Source organism: Leptolyngbya sp. NK1-12 (assembly GCF_032598965.1).
Classification (GTDB): Bacteria; Cyanobacteriota; Cyanobacteriia; order Elainellales; family Elainellaceae; genus Elainella.
The window spans coordinates 703582-720090 of sequence record NZ_CP053586.1; the positions used below are offsets into that span (position 1 = coordinate 703582).

A 16509-nucleotide genomic window follows, 5' to 3' on the forward strand; every position below is an offset into this window, starting at 1 on the left:
AAAAGAAAGCACTATCCCCTCGCTAGAGCGGTAGCGCGTTTTTTTGAGTATTTATGCTTATCTAGCAATAAATGTTTACATAAGTGGATTAAGAACCGGCCTTTACTTAATTTTTTTTTCAAGCTTGAAAAGAAAAGCTAAAGAAATACTCGGTTCGGCCCAGTTCAGTAGTAATGGGGCAGCCTGCTCAAGGCCAGCTAAAATCAAGGACGGCTCAAGCCCAAGTGTGGTCTAGCTCGTCCTGTTGTCAGGCTGACCCAGGCCAATCCCTCACGAGTGCCAACCCAGGTTTTGTTGCCGGTATTAGTGGCCACATCTAATATCCGCCCAGAGGGTAGTCCAGGAATCTCGTTGACGATAGCGCCATTGTAGCGATTGACCACATATAACCCATTGTCTGTACCGACCCAGAGAAAACCGAGATCATCAAACTGAAGCGAGGTAATGCTTCTGCCACGAAAGGCTGTTACTGACCGCTCTACATCGCCCGATTGGGGATCCACCACCAGTAACTGGCTCGGCGTCCCAACCCATAGATCGCCGTCTGGAGCCACAGCCAATGCCTGCACTGTTGCGCCCGGCAGATTGGCGCTGCGGTTGATGATAAATGCGCTAGCCGTATTCACTTGCACTAAGCCATCCAACGTTCCTACCCAGAGTTGACCTGCCCGATCCAGGGCTAAAGCATTGGCACTTTCTCCAGGTAGAGTCTGGAGAGTAGTCATCAGCAGTCCTTCATCCGGGCTAATCAGGGCCAAGCCTTTGTCGGTGCCCACCCAGAGGAAGCCACGTTGGTCCACGAGCAGCGACAGGACTTTGTTAGACGGTAAGGCAAAGTTCTGAGCCGTAATTTCGTTACTGCGCGGATCAACCCGCTGCAAGCCGGTATAGGTACCAACCCAAACACGACCCACTCGGTCTTGGGCCATGTCGCCAATGACCACATTCGGCAAACTTACCCGCTCTAAAATACGGCCTGTGTTCGGGTCCAGATTCGCCAAACCTTGCCAAGAGCCGACCCAAAGGTTCCCACGAAAATCCCGTTGTAGAGCTGTAACGCGATAGTCTGGCTCCAGCGGTGGCGGAGTGGGCCGGGGCGTGAGGCGGGGCAGCAGTCGAGGCAACGGGGGACGGGGCGACGGATCTGGAACTGAGGGGGACGGTGACTCGGTTGGACTGGCGATTGGACTGGCGATTGGAGTCGCAGGACTAGCTGGCGGTTGAGCGACTGTAGCCAGTGGATTCTGAAGTAGATTCAGCAGCGGCAACGTCGCTACAACCAGCCCAGACCCAAGCAAAACCCGAAGATGTTTAGGCACGTCCATGATTTAGTTCAACCCAATAATCCAACCACACCGTTTTTTAATTCTATTCTGAGAAGAAAATCGTAGCGCGGTGTTAAGGAATTTTTGTGGAACGCGATCGGCAGAAGAGTAGATGGGTGGGATGAGACGCATCGGAAGTGAGTACAATTGCTTATTTAATTTCACTGCAAATGTCAAGAATGCATAACTTAAGTAATCAGTAAATATTTTCTCAATAAAAATTTGCGCAACCTGAGAAATATTGTTACATTGCAAGGGAACTCCCACAGTTGCCAGTTGAATTCCTATGCTGTTTGGTATCTTGCCGCTTGCACCTCTGCGGCCCAAATCTCGTGTCTATGACCTGAAGGCTCGTCTCGATTGGGGTAAGCCAGCTTTGACGATTATCGATGTGCGCGAGCGCCATGAATTTCAGTTCAGTCATATTCTGGGTGCCATCAATATGCCAATGCCCGAATTGACTCGCCGTGCCCGCGCCACGCTGGAACTCGATCGCGATATCTACCTCTATAGCGATACCGACGAAGACACAGCACTAGCGGCTCAACAGCTTCGTCAAGCTGGATTTTGCAACATCTCGGAACTGCAAGGCGGGCTACCAGCCTGGAAAGCAATGGGCTACCCGATCGAAAAGGGGTTTGTGGTGGCTTAGGGTTCCTTTCCCCTATCAGGCTTTCCTAGCGATATGATCCAGAAAGCCGAGCGCAGGGGAGATGACCGCTGGAATGCTGAAGCTGAAATGGAATGTGGGGTTGAGGCAAGCAATGACGTTGCTATTGACCCTGGTATTAATCCTGTCGCTGGTGGCCTGTAATCCAAGTCAGTTTCGCACGCAGGCCGCCCAGGTGCCTCGGTTGGTGAGAACTACGATTAGCGAACCCAAAACGTTTAATTACGTCACGAGTGATGACGCTAACTCTTCTGAAATCATCGCCTTGCTATACGATAGCCTGCTGTCTACCAACGGAGTGACGGGGGAACTAGAGCCTGGGCTAGCGGAATCGTGGGAAATTTCCCCAGATCAAAAGCGAATTATCTACAAACTGCGACCAGGACTGAAGTGGTCGGACGGCACTCCGATTACGGTCGATGATATTGTCTTTACCTACACCGACATTATTTTCAACGAGAAAATTCCCACCAGTACGGCAGATATTTTCCGGATTGGCGATGAAGGGATATTTCCTACGGTGCGCAAGCTAGATGAGCAGCGGGTGGAATTCGCAGCACCCGAACCCTTTGCGCCGCTGCTGCGGTTTGCAGGTGGCGCTTTTTTACCTAAACACGCGCTGGAGAAAACGGTTACGACCCTAGACTCAGAAGGCAATCCGCAGTTTTTGTCAACCTGGGGCACCGATAGCGATCCGAAGCAGATTGTTGGCAGTGGCCCTTATCGGATCAAGAGCTATCAGCCAAGTGAGCGGGTGATTTTAGAGCGCAATCCCTACTACTGGCGCAAAGACGCCCAGGGCAATCAGCAGCCCTATATTGAGCAATTCATTATTCAAATCGTGGCTTCCACCGATGTGTCGCTGATGCAGTTTCGGGCCGGTGGCGTCGATTTAGAAGGCGTAACACCCGATTCCTTTTCGCTGATCAAACGGGAAGAAGAGCGCGGTAATTTTAGGATTTACGAAGGTGGTCCGGCCCTCAGCTCGCAGTTCCTCAGCTTTAATCTCAATATGGGTAAACGCAACGGCAAGCCGGTCGTCGATCCGATCAAGTCGCGCTGGTTTAATACCCTAGAGTTTCGCCGAGCGGTAGCTCACGCGATTGACCGCCCCACCATGATCAACAATATCTACAAAGGTCTGGGAGTGCCGCAGCATTCACCGATCTATATTCAAAGCCCCTATTATTTTCCGCCAGAAAAGGGACTGCCGACCTATGAGTATGACCCGGCCAAAGCGAAAGAGCTATTACTCCAGGCAGGCTTTAAGTATGATGCCGCCAATCGGTTAGTGGATGCCGAGGGCAATCTGGTGCGTTTCTCGCTGATCACCAACGCGGGCAACAAAATCCGTGAGGCGATGGCGACCCAAATCAAACAGGATTTAGCCCAGATTGGCATTCAGGTTGACTTTCAGCCAATAGCCTTCAATACGCTGGTCAGCAAAATGTCGGACACGTTGGACTGGGATGCAATTTTGCTTGGTTTTTCTGGGGCGGGGGTGGAGCCGGATGGAGGCCGCAATGTTTGGTCGCCCAACGGCCGGCTGCATGTGTTTAACCAAACTCCTGCTCCTGGGCAGCCGCCTTTGGAAGGACAGCAATTTGCCGATTGGGAAATAGCACTGGGTCGTCTTTATGTCCAGGGTGGGCAGCAGCTCGATGACGAAAAACGCAAAGCCATCTATGCCGAAGCCCAAGTACTAGCGCAAACCTATGTGCCGCTAGTTTTTCTGGTCAATCCCCTATCGCTATCGGCAGTCAGCAACCGGATTCAGGGAGTCAACTATGCCGCCCTTGGCGGTGCCCTGTGGAATATTCATGAGCTGCAGCTCACTGAGAACTAAGCAGGTTTCGGGTTTGAACCAATAGTTGCATCGGTAGCAGTTGCTCCCGGTCCAGACGAATTCTGGGCAATCACGCTCATGCGTCCCATGAGCGCCTGCATACCGCCCACCCAACACCACCAGCCCATATAGGGCAAGGCTGGGAGATGACCCGGTTCTGCTGCTAGGGAATAGTCGAGCGATTCGTAGTTGATCCAGGAATTGATCCGGTACCAGCCTACGAGCCGAGCAAATATTTCAAGATTCTCTTTCTTAGCCGCTCTCACCTGTTGCCAGATCCGGGATTGGACACTCAAGCCAAACTGAGGAATGCCTTGCTGATCAGTACTAAACTGAATCCAGAGCTGATCAATCGTCTGCAAATCCTGCTTGGGAATGCGAGCCACATCGATTAACTGCAGGGTTTTGCCTTGCTGGCCGCTGGCGGTCAATAAACATTCATGGGTTTCGTGATTAGCGGCCTGCCAATCTCGCTCATTCAGCCGTCGCCAGAGCCGCGTGTAGTTCGCGTTTCGGCCAGAGCGCAGCATTTGAACGGGTGGAATTCTGCGGTTGGGGATGACTAAAGCCGCTTGCCATTGGCGCAATTGCTGTTGGCTGGCAGGTGTTAAGGCGAGCGGAAAATTTTCTCGTTGCAAAGCGGCAAATAGCTGTTGGTCAAAAATTGTCCAACGAACTACTAGATTGATCGCTCTCGCTGTTCTTCTAGATAGATTGAGGCGAATTCGCACTTGTCGCAATTGGGGTCTTGAAGTTTGCCAAGTGCGCTGTTTGCAGGTTTCTTCAACCTGTTGATAATAGAACAAAATATTTTTGTAAACTTCCTGTTCGACTCTGGTTTTGGTGCTCTCGTCTAGGGTGTAGTTCACCAATCTTTGGTGCCAGCGCTGGGAAAGCTTCCAGTCTTTGGCATCCTGAAACGGTGCATGTCCGGTTTTGAGGCGCTCCACCAGCGCTTCGCAATACGCTGTTTCTGCTTCGAGACGGTATCCCAGAATCCCAGAACCCGTGGAAATTACTGTAGCCATAGGTGTAAAAAGTAGTGACGTTCAGGAAACCCAGCATCAGTACTCTATAGGAGCAAAGGCTGGCTTTTATGCAGACGTTAAGCAGTTGACGTTAGATGATTATCGAAACCGTTATCGAGTGATGGTGTAGATGGTATGCACGCAGAAGATTGTTATTTGAAGAACACCCTGAAATTTCGTCCGAGTTTCTACGGAGAGCTTCAGTGAAGGAATACAGGATTTCGGAAAACCTGACTGGAAAGCCGCAGGAAGCGGCAGAGCAGCAAATTAGTCGATGCAACCTCGGCAATCAGCGGTATAAGTGAGAGCAGGACGTTGGGCAAGGAGCACTGATATGAGCGTTTCGCAGAGACCCTTACTGCTGCATCTAGACTCTAGCCCTCGTCTGCAACAGTCATTTTCGCGACGATTGACACAACGGTTTGTAGATACATGGGAACAAGCTAACCCAAATAGTCGGATTTTGTATCGGGACATTGGTCGATTTCCAGTTCCTCATATCGATGAGCTTTGGGCCGCGGCCTACGAGGCAGAACCCACCTCGCGAACGCCAGAGATGCAAGCCGCACTGACCCTCTCTGATCGGTTCATCAACGAACTTGTGACTGCCGAGCGCTATGTGTTTGGCATTCCCATGTACAACCTGACCATTCCTTCCAGCTTCAAAGCCTATATTGACCAGATTGTTCGTCGCGATCGGACTGTGTCGTTTCAAACTGGCAATCCAGAGGGGGCATTAAAAAATAAAAAACTATTGGTGATCACTACGCGCAAATTCAGCTACCGCTCTGATTCTGGTCGAGCTGAACGCGATTTTCAGGAGCCTTATCTGCGCAGCATCTTTGCAATTCTTGGCGTCACGGATATCACCTTTGTTCATGCTGATCATCTGGCTGCTGAGGTTGACATTCAACAGCGGTTCCTAGCTGAAGCAGAGCAAACGCTCGATGCCTTGGCACTGCAGTGGTAGAGAGTTTGATCAAAATTGATCAACGCTTTTATGAATAATTTTTCTTAAATAATCTGTAATCGCAACAGTCTTGATTGTGTGACTTGAAATTTTATGGATGCAGAAATACTGGGATGAAATAGCGGCACGCAGCTGATTACAGTTCAAGAAACAGGAACAGCAAACTATATGAAAGCAGCATGGTATGAGCGATTAGGGCCAGCACGGGAAGTTTTGATTGTTGACGAAACCGCCGTTCCTACTGTTAACCCGGGGGAGGTGCTCGTTCGGGTGCATGCTTCGGGTATTAATCCGTCCGATGTAAAGCAGCGCAGCGGTTGGGGTGGGTTAAAGATGCGATCGGCACGGGTGATTCCCCACAATGATGGAGCGGGCGTGATTGAAGCCGTTGGAGAGGGAGTTGCGCCTGAACGAGTCGGTGAACGGGTTTGGCTCTATAAAGCCACCTTTTCGCACTCGATGGGCACAGCTGCAGAATATGTAGTGGTTCCCAGCAACCAAGCTGTGCCACTGCCAGGGACCACCGACTTTGCCGAAGCGGCCTGTTTAGGAGTCCCCGCCATGACTGCCCATCACTGTTTGTTCAAGGATGGTGCGATTGAGGGGCAGACGGTGTTGGTTACGGGAGGCGCTGGAGCGGTGGGCTATTATGCCGTGCAGTTGGCCAAGTGGGGAGGCGCTCAGGTGATTACTACCGTCAGTTCTGAGGTCAAAGCCAAAGCGGCTAGAGCAGCCGGGGCTGATCATGTGCTCAATTACAAAACAGAAAACGTAGTCGAACAAATTCGGGACATCACCGGCCATAGAACTGGAATTGATCGGGTAGTAGAGGTGGATTTTGCCGGAAATTTGAGTATGAATTTGGCAGTATTGAAAACCAATAGCGTTATTGCCACCTATGCCTCTGATTCTGATTTCAACGCCCAAATCCCGTTCTATTCGCTCATCTACAAAAACCTGACGGTGCACTATGTCCTGGTCTACGCTATGTCCGAAGCAGCCCATCGCGCTGCTATTCAAGACATCACCACTTGCCTGACCACAGGCATACTGAAACATCAAATCGCCCATCGCTACAGCCTCGACCAAATCGCTACCGCCCATGAAATGCAGGAAAGCGGCACTGTAACTGGCAAGCTTGTCATTCAGTTTTGATGTCATCCCCCTGATATTGGTCAAATAACCCAACCACTTCCCAGCAACCATTCCTCTCCCCTCGTTCGGCGAGGCTCACGAGCCGCATCTCCTCCATCTCCCCTACCTCCCCATGTCCTCCCCCACCTTCCTCGGCATCGACTTTGGCACCTCCGGAGCACGCGCCATCGTAATCAACCTGCAGGGTGATATTCAGTCCCAGGCCACTCGGCCCTTTACTCAGCAGACGACGACTATTTGGCAAGCTAGTCTATTTGAGCTGATCCAACAGCTTCCTGTCCCGTTACGCCAGTCCTTACGCGCTATTGCCATTAATGGCACGTCTTCTACGGTGCTGCTGTGCGATACGGTTGGCCGTCCCCTCGATGCGCCGATTTTGTACAACGATGACCGGGGAGCAGCCGTACTCGATCAGGTTAGAGCAATTGCACCGGCTCAGCATACTGTGATCAGCGCTACATCGAGTTTGGCAAAGCTGCTGTGGTGGATCAAAGAACAAGGCATCAAAGTTAACAGCCAGACCGAACGGCCCTATTTTTTGCATCAGGCCGATTGGCTGGCTTTTTTGCTGCACGGCAAACTGGGCATCAGCGATTACCATAATGCCCTGAAACTGGGCTATGATATCGAGCATTTGCGCTATCCTGACTGGTTGCAGAGGCTGCAATTGCCAGTTTACTTGCCAGATGTTTTGGCTCCGGGTCAGGCTGTTGCACCAATTCGGCCTACCCTGGCATCCCAATTTCAGATTCCGACCGACTGCCTGATCTGCGCTGGCACAACCGATAGTATCGCTGCCTTTTTAGCCAGTGGAGCCAGCCAACTCGGAGAAGCCGTGACCTCGCTTGGTTCAACTCTGGTGCTAAAACTGCTAAGTCAAACTCGGCTTGAGGACACCCGCTACGGCATTTACAGCCATCGGTTAGGCAATCGCTGGCTTGTGGGAGGAGCATCTAACACAGGCGGGGCGGTACTCAAGCAGTTTTTCAACCAGGCGGAACTGCAACAGCTCAGTCTGCAAATTCAGCCCGATCAGCCCAGTTCGTTGGATTATTACCCGCTGCTGAAACCCGGAGAACGCTTTCCGATCAATGATCCAACCCTCACGCCTCGTCTAGAACCGCGCCCCGATCAGCCGGTTGCTTTTTTGCATGGCCTCCTCGAAAGCATGGCTCGAATCGAAGCCCAAGGCTATCAACTGCTGCAACAGCTTGGTGCGGCTCCCGTAACGCGAGTTTACACAGCGGGTGGTGGTGCCCAAAATCCAGCTTGGACTGCCATACGTGCGCGTCATCTGCAGGTGCCGGTGCTGCCTTCGGCTCAAACTGAAGCGGCCTACGGAACTGCACGTCTGGCTCAACGCAGCAGCTAGTAATTCCAGCTTAGGAGCGTATCGGTTCTCTACCCTAAAATCGATTCGGATCTCTCCCCAAGCAAGTTACTCTACAGTCAACTTGCACCTGTCAGAATAAAGAGGAAATCGAGAGGAACACGCCATGTCTAATTCGTTTACTGATTGGTATCGCAAATTGATTCGCAACTCCAAATACCGCTGGTTGATCATTCTAGGAACGCTGTTCTATCTGCTCAGCCCCATTGATCTATTGCCCGACATTATCCCAATCGTGGGTCAAATCGATGATGTATTGATTCTGACGGTGTTGGTTTCAGAAGTTTCGCAGATTCTGATTGAGCGAATTAGAGCCGTCAAAAGCAAAGATACAGATGCGGTTGCCGATCAATCAACTGCGTCTACCGATTCGGTGGATGTTAATGCGGTTCAGGTTGACTAATCAAGCATGAGGCAGATTCGCCATGCTAGCAATCGTTCATCAGTCTGATTGTTTACTTTTGTTCCAACCTGTTTACCAATCTGTTCATCAATTGGTTCTTCAGAAACAGGAAGCAACATCTGCCTCTGCCTCTAACCGTCTCGCCTTAGCTAGCTAATCGACTGTAGTTGGGTACTTGCATGGGCTAGTGAGTGTTATATCCCCTATATCTCCACTCATTCTTATTCCAATGCGTTTCGTTATTAGTTTACCCCTACTTTCAGCTTACTTAAGCGAATGATCATCGGATTCATCTTCAGGTTGAATCTCACAAACTACTTCGCAAAATGAAGTAATGGGATGGCTAGCGAATAAAGGAGCCATCTGCTTGAGAATAGTTTCGTTTGCCTCGTTGCGATTGGCTTCCATATCGGCGGCGCTCTCCCAAAAAATAATTGCGATGCCGCGATCGGTACCCGGTTCCTGCATTAAATAGGTGCCTTGAAAGCCTTCTCCGTAGGTGGCAATTGCCTGCTCATAAAGCCGCTGAGCTTCTTCAAACTTGCCTGCTTTAAATTCGCCAATGGCTACGTAGGCAAACTTGTGCTTTAAAAAATCTTGAAAATCCGACATAGTATCCTCTCCAGCAAACCAACCAAGTGGCTTTCAGTCTACCGCAACTCAATTACTGAACCGCGAACTGTCTGGTTATCTTCAGATTTTCAACCGAGCGAACATTCTGCCTGATTTTCTGCCGCCTGCTTCAGCAACCGACAAACCTCTTCATCCGTAGTCTGGGAAAAATCTTTGTACCACATACCAATCGAATACAGTGGTTCAGGTGTGGCTAAACAAACGACATCTTGGACCAAATTCTTCAAAGCCTCACAGACGGTCGCAGGAGCAACCGGAGCGGCTACAACAATGCCTTGAGGATGCTGCTTTTGAAGCGCGGTAATAGCTGCTCTGAGAGTGGAACTGGTCGCGATACCATCGTCTACTAAAATAATCAGCCGATCGCGGATCTGGGGAATGGGACGGTCGCCTCGGTAGGCTTGCATCCGGCGGTCTAGCTCCTGTTTTTCACGACTAGCCACTTCTAGCAAGGCTTGCCGCGAAATCTTCATACTGCGCAGCACGTCGTTATTGAGAACCATGATGCCGTCGGGAGCAATCGCTCCCATGGCCAGCTCTTCTTGCCCCGGTACCCCCAGCTTGCGAACCAGGCAAATATCCAACGGCAAATTTAAAGTTTGGGCAATCTCAAATCCTACTGGCACCCCACCTCGCGGTAAGGCCAGCACCAAAGCACCCGAACGATCGGCGTAGTTGGCTAGCTTGGCAGCCAGTAATTTTCCTGCTTCGGCCCGGTCATGAAACTTGGAATTCATAGAGATGGACCTCCTGTGCCTGTACTGATTCACCTGTACTGATTCACCTGTACTGGGAGGCGTTATGGAAGAGAGTGGGACTTGCGTTTCCTCGATTGGTTCCGCTTCAACTATTTTCTCTTTAACTTTAGTGACCCAAACTTAGTAACCTAAACTTATAGTGACCCAAAGCCTGTTTGAAGACCCCCACCTGAAGGTTTGAATTCAACACCGCCGATCCCAATTTGACCTGTCTTTTGATAGAAATCAAAAGATTGATCAATCGAAGTATGGACAAAGGCTGTTGGCTCGCTAAAGGCGTTGGCTAGAGGGAGCCATATTTCCTCAGGCTATCTCGATTTTCCTCAAGCGCATCAAAACCTTGGATATTCTTTACGGTTGCAGGCACAGCTAATCATCGGAATCGTTAGAACAGAGCACCCACAATCATACCTATCAATAGAACAAAGCCGAGCCAGACATTTTGGCGGAAAACTTGGCCATACAGGTTAGGGTCGGGATGTGACGCACGCAGTTGCCAGTAGTGCCATAGCCAGCCAGCACCCACACCAATCAGTGCCAACCAGTAGCCCCAGCCCAAGGATGTAGTCAGCCCTTCTCCTACCAAAAGCAACACACTACCCACCAAGCACAGGCCCACCACCAGCGGCGACTGTGCGCCAAAAAAGCGAGCGCTCGAATTGACGCCAATTCGCTCGTCGTCCTCCCGGTCGGCCATTGCGTAAACTGTATCGAAGGCCAGCGTCCACAGTACGGTCGCACCCCACAGCAGCCAAGCCGCTCGGTCTAAACCGGCGGTCACCGCACTCCAGCTAATCAATACCGTGAATCCCCAGCAGAGCGACAATACCAACTGCGGTACCGGAAAGACGCGCTTCGCCAATGGATAGAGCAGAATGAATGGGACTGCTGCTACGCATAGCCAAAAACTAAATGGATTTAGATAGGCAGCTAACCCCCAAGCGCAAGCAAAGGCCACGATAGCCACGCCAATTCCGGTTTTAATGGAAAGAGCACGAGCCGCTAAGGGACGATTGCGGGTGCGGGCCACCTGTGGATCAATATCGCGGTCCCAGAGGTCATTCACCACACAGCCAGCGGCACTCGTGGCTAAGCTTCCCAAAATAATTACCAGCACTAATTGCCAGGGTGGGGTTCCATTGGCAGCTAAGACGACAGCCCACAGAGCTGGAATCATTAGAATCAGCCGGCCAGCCGGTTTGTCCCAGCGCAGCAGTCGGGCAACGGTTAACCAAACAGGTTCAGATTGAGAAGGCTGAGTCAGCATGGGCGCAGGTTACATCTAAATCAGATTCAATCAACAAAAAATTCAATCAACAAAAAACTGAGGCTACCAATCGTAGTCTACACACCGTAGTCTATACAAAAGTCTAACCTTCTTAACCTTTTAAATAGGCCGCAAGAAGATTTTGTCTTTATTTAGCCTCTCAAAGCGTCAAGGGTTGAGCTATCAAACTGCCAAATTCCTGACTGGCCGGTTAACCGGTTCCCAAATCAAGAAAAGCAAATAAATATAGAACGCTATTGGAACCTGTAGAGAGAAACTGGAGTCGCAAACCCTAGTAAACTCAGGTCTGCCAAAGCGGCAGACTGTATCTGAACCATCAATTCCAAGGGGCAAAGTCAGCCATAATCAAACGAAATGGTTGTCAGCAATACTGCTGCAAACGGTTGTTGCAAAAAACTTTTGCAGACTCTTGCCCCGCTCAAGCTGCTGATCGAGATGTAGAAGTTCCTGAACGAATGGCAGAGACAGGCAGACGGCTAATAAGGGATCTTCGTCTCTGCATCGATTGGTCTCGCCAGCAGACTGCTAAATAGGGACAGCTTGAGTCTGTCTCAGAAGTCTGTACCAGGTTAACCCTTTTGCCGCTTGGGTTCTGAGGATTTTGAGGAACTTCTTCTGCTTTTAGGATAATTTAAGAAAGGATTGAGATTGTTTCCAAGAGCCGTAGAGATAGGCCAACTACTCTCCTTGATAAAGTAAGCGGACTTGACTGTAAAGTAAGCGAATGAATAGAAATGGCATCATGTTCAGTCGGTTTCTGGAGCAATTAATTCAGCGAGTGCCCAAATTGTCGTCCAGAAACGATATGATGCTGCAACTAGATTCACAACCCCTTGAGCAGAGGATGCCTCAGCCCACGAAAACAGCCGTCTTAGTGATTGGCGGAGCCGAAGATAAAATTCATGGACGACAAATTCTGCAAACCTTCTTTCAGCGATCGGGAGGTGCAGATGCTCGCATTGCGATTATTCCTTCTGCCTCGCGAGAGCCGACCGTGATTGGCAGCCGCTACCATGACATCTTTGAAGAGATGGGAGCCAAGGCCATCGAGGTGCTGGATATCCGAGAGCGGGAGCATGGCGAAGATGCGGTCTGGCAAGCCTTTGTGGAAGACTGCACTGGCGTGTTTATGACTGGCGGAGACCAGTTGCGGCTGTGTGGTCTGCTGGCCGACACCCCGATTATGGAACGCGTGCGGATGCGGGCGCAGATGGGAGAAATTACCCTGGCTGGAACCAGCGCTGGAGCTGCCGTGATGGGATATCACATGATTGCGGGCGGTGGCAGTGGCGAACCCCCCAATCGTTCGCTGGTTGATATGACTACAGGTTTGGGGATCATTCCAGAGGTGATTGTGGACCAGCATTTCCACAACCGGAATCGGATGGCGCGGTTACTCAGTGCAGTTGCTTCCAACATCGACAAGATGGGAATTGGCATCGATGAAGATACCTGCGCCATGTTTGAAGGCAACGGCACGTTTCAGGTGATTGGCAGAGGCACTGTCACCGTGGTTGATCCTACCGACGTATCCCACACCAACTATGCTCAAATCAGCGCCACCGATCCGATCAGTATTCATAACCTGCGGGTGCATATTCTCAGTCATGGCGATCGGTATGACCTGCACAAACGTCAGGTAGTTCCGGCTAACCGCTAATCGATGCCGCTTGATGCCTAACTCTAAATGGAGTACGGAAAATAGAGTACAGACAGGATATTTAAGCAGAGGGACGACTTAGGATGAAAGATACGGCGTTATGGAAATAACCTGTCAAAATGAAAGTTACACCCTCAGAAGCCAACTGAATCACCCCTATTCATCTAAATTGAAGGGGTATGATCTTGCAAAATCCTGCCTTTTGATCTGACCGTTGAGCTGCTACTACACCCAGCCGATGGCTGATTTTGCCCATCTGTTTCTGAGAAGTTTTTGCAAGTTCTCAGGCCAAACTGTTCGTGGTGAACGGTTTAGTGCTTTCTGAGGTTAAAGACTAGACTAGTGTTGCGCTTGCTGTCCTGCCGCTAGAACATCTTTTTATTCGATTACCCTATGAAAATTCTCAAAACTCAAACCCTTCGTGGTCCGAATTACTGGAGTATTCGTCATCATAAGTTGATCGTGATTCGTCTCGATCTAGAAGGTCTGGCAGCAACCCCGACCCACCAAATTCCTGACTTCTACGAAGGGCTAGCAGAAGTGCTCCCCAGTTTAGCCGAACTCACGTCTGCTGATGATCCAGATGGTTTTCTAGAAAGAGTTCGTCGAGGCACCAGCTTAGCGCAGGTTGTGGAGCATGTGGCTCTAGAGCTACAGACAATGGCTGGCATGCCGGTTGGGTTTGGCCGCACTCGTGAAACCTCAGATCCTGGCGTTTATCAGGTGGTGTTTCAATATGTCGATGAGCAGGCAGGGCGCTATACCGGACGGGCGGCAGTCCGGCTTTGCCAAAGCATTATCGAAACGGGTAGTTACCCGCGCAGTGAACTAGAGCAGGATCTCCAAGACCTGCAGAATTTTGCGGCCCAGGCTGCCCTTGGCCCCAGTACTGAAAATATTGTCAAAGAAGCTGAAACCCGAGGAATTCCCTGGCTGCCCCTCAGCGCCCGCTCGTTGATTCAGCTTGGTTATGGTGTGCACCAAAAGCGCATTCAGGCGACCCTTACCGGCAACACCGGCATTTTGGGGGTAGAGCTAGCGTCTGATAAGGAAGGAACAAAGCGAATTTTGCGGGATGCTGGAATTCCGGTTCCACGGGGTGCCGTGATTTATTATCTAGACGAATTGGAACAGGCGATCGAGGATGTGGGCGGCTTCCCGATTGTGATTAAACCGCTAGACGGCAACCACGGACGCGGAATCACGATTAACATCAACACTTGGGAATTGGCAGAAGAAGCCTATGATGCAGCCAAAGAGGTGTCGAAAGGCGTGATTGTGGAACGCTACTACCGGGGGCGAGATCATCGAGTACTGGTGGTCAATGGCAAGGTGGTGGCGGTAGCAGAGCGAGTGCCAGCTCATGTTGTTGGAGATGGCAAATCTACAATTTCAGAGCTAATCGATGAAACAAACCGCGATCCGCGCCGGGGCGATGGCCACGAAAACATCTTGACGCGCATCGAACTAGACCGCACCTCTTGGGAACTGCTGGAGCGTCAGGGGTACGACCTGGATACGGTGCTTAATCGTGACGAAATTTGCTACCTGAAAGCAACGGCGAACCTCAGCACGGGTGGTACGGCGATTGACCGCACCGACGAAATTCACCCCGAAAATGTCTGGATTGCCCAGCGAGTTGCCAAAATTATTGGCCTCGATATTGCTGGTATCGATATTGTCACCTCCGATATTTCCAAACCACTGCGGGAAGTGGATGGGGTAATCGTAGAAGTGAATGCCGCCCCTGGCTTCCGGATGCACTTCTGCCCCAGCGAAGGCATTCCCCGCAATGTGGCCGAACCAGTGCTGGATATGCTGTTTCCACCTGGTACACCCAGCCGAATTCCGCTGCTTTGTGTCACTGGTACAAACGGCAAAACGACCACGACCCGCCTGCTGGCCCATATTCTTAAATCGATGGGGCGCACGGTGGGCTACACCACTACCGACGGCATCTACATTGGTGGCTATCTAGTAGAGAAGGGCGATACGACCGGCCCCCAAAGTGCTCAAACAATTCTGCTGGATCCGACGGTGGAAGTGGCGGTTTTAGAAACGGCACGGGGTGGTATTTTGCGCTCTGGCTTGGGCTTTAGCGAGTGCGACATCGGGATTGTGCTGAATGTGGCTGCTGACCACTTGGGCATTGGCGATATTGATACGGTAGAAGATCTGGCCCACCTCAAGAGTGTGGTCGTTGAGACTGTTCAGCCCAACGGATATGCCATTCTCAATGCCGATGATCCCTTAGTGGCGGCGATGGCAAGCCGGGTGCGGGCGCAGGTGGCCTACTTCTCGATGAATGCTGATAGTCCCTTGATTCGCAGTCATACCCAGCAGGGGGGGTTAGCCGCCATCTACGAAAATGGCTATCTCTCGATTCTGAAAGGCGATTGGACCTTGCGAATTGAACAAGCGGTGAATGTGCCGATTACGATGGGAGGACGGGCACCCTTTATGATCGCCAATGCGCTGGCTGCGAGTTTAGCTGCCTTTGCTCACGGCATCCGGATTGAAGATATCCGCACTGCCCTACTGACCTTCCAGGCCTCGGTAGGCCAGACGCCAGGACGGATGAACCTATTTAACTTGGGTCATTTCCATGCCATGGTGGACTACGCCCACAATCCGCACAGCTTTGAAGCGATTGGCGCTTTTGTCCGCAATTGGCCGGGCGAGAAGATTGGGGTAGTTGGCGGCCCTGGTGACCGGCGTGACGAAGATTTTGTGGTCCTGGGTACCCTGGCAGCCCAGATATTCGATCGGATTCTGGTGAAGGAGGATGACGACAACCGAGGGCGTCCCCGTGGTGATGCCGCTCGTTTGATTGTGGAAGGAATCACTGCTGCTCAGACCCAGGTAGCTTACGAGGTGATTCTGGATGAAACCACAGCTGTCAATACTGCCCTCGATAAGGCTCCAGCCGGCAGTTTAGTGGTGATTTTTCCCGAAAGCGTCAGTCGGGCAATCAAGCTGATTGAAGCGCGCAATCCGCGGACCGAACTCGCCCTACCGCCCCACACATCGATCGGCGCTATGAATGGAGAAGCCGCCTCATCAACGGTGAGGGATAGCGCTGTGGCTGCCGAATCGCAAGAATATGTCCAGTCGGGGGGCTGAGGCTCTTTCTTCCTAACCCCCAAGGGCCTGCCGCCTTCGGTTGGCCTATTCTTCTGCGTCGGCTTCGTCTGATTTACCGACTTCTTCCTTAAAACCACGCAGAGTTTTCCCTAGGGCATTGCCCAATTCAGGGATTTTTTTAGGACCAAAAAAGAGTAGCGCAGCCAGGGCAATTAAACCCACTTCTGCCCAACCAAGATGTAGCATGACAGTCTCCTCGCGGTGGTCTAGAACGTGATTCCTTTTTAACTATAAGGTTT

Annotated in this window: 14 protein-coding genes; 8 read left to right on the forward strand and 6 right to left on the reverse strand. The window is 51.2% G+C overall.

Translation table 11 applies throughout. The features are described 5' to 3' along the window. Positions 1-203: 203 nt before the first annotated feature. Complete coding sequence (locus HJG54_RS02475) at positions 204-1325, reverse strand: ligand-binding sensor domain-containing protein (protein WP_316433153.1); 1122 nt, start codon at positions 1323-1325, stop codon at positions 204-206. A gap of 286 nt (positions 1326-1611) precedes the next feature. Here HJG54_RS02475 and HJG54_RS02480 point away from each other — a divergent pair, with 286 nt between their 5' ends. Together HJG54_RS02480 and HJG54_RS02485 are read left to right on the forward strand one after the other, a co-directional pair. Then, positions 1612-1977 carry a rhodanese-like domain-containing protein gene (locus tag HJG54_RS02480; RefSeq protein ID WP_316433154.1) on the forward strand — a complete coding sequence of 122 codons (366 nt, stop codon included), beginning with the start codon at positions 1612-1614 and terminating at the stop codon, positions 1975-1977. A 61-nt stretch (positions 1978-2038) separates the two neighbouring features. Continuing rightward, positions 2039-3841 (forward strand): ABC transporter substrate-binding protein, encoded by a 1803-nt coding sequence (locus HJG54_RS02485; protein WP_316433155.1) that lies wholly within the window; start codon positions 2039-2041, stop codon positions 3839-3841. Here HJG54_RS02485 and HJG54_RS02490 read toward each other — a convergent pair. After that, positions 3838-4869, reverse strand: a complete 1032-nt coding sequence (locus HJG54_RS02490; RefSeq protein ID WP_316433156.1) for a GUN4 domain-containing protein — start codon at positions 4867-4869, stop codon at positions 3838-3840. The genes HJG54_RS02485 and HJG54_RS02490 overlap by 4 nt on opposite strands. A gap of 334 nt (positions 4870-5203) precedes the next feature. Here HJG54_RS02490 and HJG54_RS02495 point away from each other — a divergent pair, with 334 nt between their 5' ends. The 4 genes from HJG54_RS02495 (at position 5204) to HJG54_RS02510 (ending at position 8787) form a co-directional block, all read left to right on the forward strand. After that, positions 5204-5839 (forward strand): FMN-dependent NADH-azoreductase, encoded by a 636-nt coding sequence (locus HJG54_RS02495; RefSeq protein WP_316433157.1) that lies wholly within the window; start codon positions 5204-5206, stop codon positions 5837-5839. A gap of 168 nt (positions 5840-6007) precedes the next feature. Continuing rightward, positions 6008-6994, forward strand: coding sequence for an NADPH:quinone reductase (locus HJG54_RS02500; protein ID WP_316433158.1), 987 nt, complete (start codon positions 6008-6010; stop codon positions 6992-6994). Between the two features lie 112 nt (positions 6995-7106). Next, positions 7107-8366: an FGGY-family carbohydrate kinase gene (locus HJG54_RS02505; RefSeq protein WP_316433159.1), complete on the forward strand. Its 1260-nt coding sequence runs from the start codon at positions 7107-7109 to the stop codon at positions 8364-8366. Between the two features lie 124 nt (positions 8367-8490). Beyond that, complete coding sequence (locus tag HJG54_RS02510) at positions 8491-8787, forward strand: YkvA family protein (RefSeq protein WP_036001446.1); 297 nt, start codon at positions 8491-8493, stop codon at positions 8785-8787. Between the two features lie 264 nt (positions 8788-9051). On the opposite strand, the gene HJG54_RS02515 is transcribed toward HJG54_RS02510, so the two are convergent. The 3 genes from HJG54_RS02515 to HJG54_RS02525 all read right to left on the reverse strand — a co-directional run bounded on the left by HJG54_RS02515 (position 9052) and on the right by HJG54_RS02525 (position 11445). Next, a complete protein-coding gene (locus HJG54_RS02515) occupies positions 9052-9399 on the reverse strand; it encodes an antibiotic biosynthesis monooxygenase (RefSeq protein WP_316433160.1) in 348 nt (115 codons plus the stop codon). Positions 9400-9488: 89 nt separating this feature from the next. Further along, on the reverse strand, positions 9489-10157 hold the full coding sequence (locus tag HJG54_RS02520; RefSeq protein ID WP_316433162.1) for a phosphoribosyltransferase: 669 nt from the start codon (positions 10155-10157) through the stop codon (positions 9489-9491). 406 nt (positions 10158-10563) lie between these two features. Continuing rightward, on the reverse strand, positions 10564-11445 hold the full coding sequence (locus HJG54_RS02525) for a 4-hydroxybenzoate solanesyltransferase (RefSeq protein WP_316433163.1): 882 nt from the start codon (positions 11443-11445) through the stop codon (positions 10564-10566). A gap of 865 nt (positions 11446-12310) precedes the next feature. Here HJG54_RS02525 and HJG54_RS02530 point away from each other — a divergent pair. Further along, positions 12311-13126 (forward strand): cyanophycinase, encoded by an 816-nt coding sequence (locus HJG54_RS02530; RefSeq protein ID WP_316433164.1) that lies wholly within the window; start codon positions 12311-12313, stop codon positions 13124-13126. A gap of 393 nt (positions 13127-13519) precedes the next feature. Beyond that, positions 13520-16249 carry a cyanophycin synthetase gene (gene cphA / locus HJG54_RS02535; RefSeq protein WP_316433166.1) on the forward strand — a complete coding sequence of 910 codons (2730 nt, stop codon included), beginning with the start codon at positions 13520-13522 and terminating at the stop codon, positions 16247-16249. 45 nt (positions 16250-16294) lie between these two features. Here the strand turns inward: cphA and HJG54_RS02540 are convergent, their stop codons facing one another. Beyond that, positions 16295-16456, reverse strand: a complete 162-nt coding sequence (locus HJG54_RS02540) for a twin-arginine translocase TatA/TatE family subunit (protein WP_036001460.1) — start codon at positions 16454-16456, stop codon at positions 16295-16297. Positions 16457-16509 lie beyond the last annotated feature (53 nt).